The sequence below is a fragment of the Paenibacillus sp. 1-18 genome, from assembly GCF_000520755.1.
GTDB classification, from domain to species: domain Bacteria; phylum Bacillota; class Bacilli; order Paenibacillales; family Paenibacillaceae; genus Paenibacillus; species Paenibacillus brasilensis.
Genome location: NZ_ASSB01000039.1, coordinates 1 through 2,149, shown reverse-complemented (window position 1 = coordinate 2,149; position 2,149 = coordinate 1). Strand labels below are relative to the sequence as shown.

The 2,149-nt window shown below is 51.3% G+C and carries 1 protein-coding gene and 2 pseudogenes; 1 reads left to right on the top strand and 2 read right to left on the bottom strand.

Annotation, left to right across the window (positions count from 1 at the left end):
* Positions 1-237: 237 nt before the first annotated feature.
* Positions 238-1,045: pseudogene (locus L693_RS0102460) on the top strand (serine--tRNA ligase); the annotation flags it as partial.
* Positions 1,046-1,189: 144 nt separating this feature from the next.
* On the opposite strand, the gene spoVAE reads toward L693_RS0102460, so the two are convergent.
* Positions 1,190-1,540, bottom strand: coding sequence for a stage V sporulation protein AE (spoVAE, locus tag L693_RS0102455; protein ID WP_025715908.1), 351 nt, complete (start codon positions 1,538-1,540; stop codon positions 1,190-1,192).
* 1 nt (position 1,541) lies between these two features.
* Positions 1,542-2,149, bottom strand: a pseudogene (locus tag L693_RS0102450) (stage V sporulation protein AD); the annotation flags it as partial.

Sequence of the window (2,149 nt, the reverse complement as noted above, 5' to 3'; positions counted from 1 at the left end):
GAAGAGCATCCAACTCGGAGGCGTTTACGCCAAGGATCATACGTTAGCGTACGATATGGCAATATGTTCCTAAGTAAGCCGGACCCGCCCGTTACAGCGGAGCAAAGTGGATTGGAGAGCGATGACATCTGTCATGCTGTCCGGTCAATTTGGGTGACACCGCGAGATCAAAGCGCTCCTCGTCCCATATGGATGAGGGCGCTTTTTGTATTTTTATCCGAAAGGGAGTGCGGTGTCATGTTGAACATCAAATGGATCAGAGAGCATCAGGAAGAGGTTCAGACAGCAGCAGACAACAAAGGAATGCCAGTATCGGTGGCAGAGCTGCTGACCTTGGATGATCGGAGAAAGCAGCTGCTTCAAGAAGTGGAACAGCTGCGCCAGACGCGTAATCAGTGTAGTCAGGATATTGGGGCGTTGATTCATGCCGAAAAGAGTGAGCAGGCAGAGGAAGCAAAGCAGCAGGTCAAAAAAAATAACGGACAGCTAGAACATCTGGAGACCCCGCAACAGGAAGTCGAGGAACAGTTTCAGCAGCTCTTGCTTCTGATGCCTAATATCGTATCCCACGATACGCCACGGGGCAGATCGGATGAAGACAATGTAGAACTGGAACGGATCGGAACAGTACCCGACTTCGGATTTGAACCGAAGGATCATATGGCACTCGGCCAGCTTCACAGCCTGATCGACGTTCCCCGAGGCGTCAAAACAGCCGGAACCCGGAATTACTACCTGACGGGAGCGAGGGTTGCATTGCACCGGGCTGTGCAGCAAGCTTGCAGTGGATCTGCTGACTGAACGGGGATTCCAGCTGCTGGACGTTCCGCTAATGGTACGCTCGGAGGCAATGCGCAGCACCGGCTTTTTCCCACTTGGGCTGGATCAGACCTACCGCATCGCAGGGGAGGATCAATGGCTTGTGGGTACTTCGGAGGTGCCGCTCGTCGCGTATTACAGCGGTGAAATCGTAGATGTCACGAACCCGATCCGGCTGGCGGCTGTATCGGTATGCTTCCGCAATGAGGTCGGCTCAGCCGGAAGAACAGATGACGACTATCGTGTCGTTCAAAACGATCTATCGGTGGATCTATGCAGGACGCCTGGCTCAGGTCCGCGAAGCAAGTGAGAACGAATAAAAACGGTATTTAGCTCGTTTTCAAGTGATGCTTACCCACCTATCGCATCCTTAACCTTTTGGCTTAATCAGCAAGGCTGCCAAAAATGAGAAAATAATGGCTGCCGAAATACCTGCGCTGGTGACCTTGAATATACCGGTAATGACTCCGATCCATCCGTCTTTCTGTAATTCCTCTAAAGCGCCGTGAACCAGAGAGTTTCCAAAACTAGTGATTGGAACGGAAGCTCCAGCTCCGGCAATTCTAACGAGCGGGTCATACAAGCCAAGTCCATCCGCGACTGCTCCCAGCACGACGAGTAACGTCATGGTATGGGCTGGAGTCAGTTTAAACACATCGAAACAAAGCTGTCCGAAGACGCAAATTGCGCCCCCTACAAGAAAGGCCCATAAAAAAATCATGTCAGATTCCCCCTCCTGATTCAATCGCTACAGCATGCGCGATACAAGGAATACTTTCTCCTTGTTGAAACGAAAGCGGCGATAAGAGCGCCCCTGTAGCAACAACAAGCATACGTTTGATTTCTCCCATTCGCATGCGTTTCATTAAATGACCGTAGGTGACAACGGCCGAACAGCCGCAACCGCTTGCCCCCGCCTGTACCATCTGAGTATCATAGTCGTAAATCATCATGCCACAGTCGGCATACTCCGTTTGATGAATCGGAATGTTATGTTTTTCAAACAATTTGCAGGCAATCTCATAGCCTACTTTGGCCAGATCTCCTGTGACGATCAGATCATAATAACCGGGCTCGATTTGTAAATCTCGAAAATGAGCTTGAATGGTGTCAACCGCAGCAGGTGCCATGGCCGCCCCCATATTAAACGGATCCGTAATCCCCATATCGATAACTCGGCCAATTGTCGCTGACGTGACGACAGGTCCTTCCCCTTCCTGCGAAACGATCGCTGCACCGGCGCCAGTGACGGTGTATTGGGCAGTTGGCGGCTTTTGCGAACCGTATTCTGTCGGATACCGGAACTGCTTCTCTACGCTCGAATTATGGC

Bases quoted from the DNA above. Each gene is read 5' to 3' on its own strand.
- spoVAE (WP_025715908.1), bottom strand. From the start codon at position 1,540: ATGATTTTTTTATGGGCCTTTCTTGTAGGGGGCGCAATTTGCGTCTTC.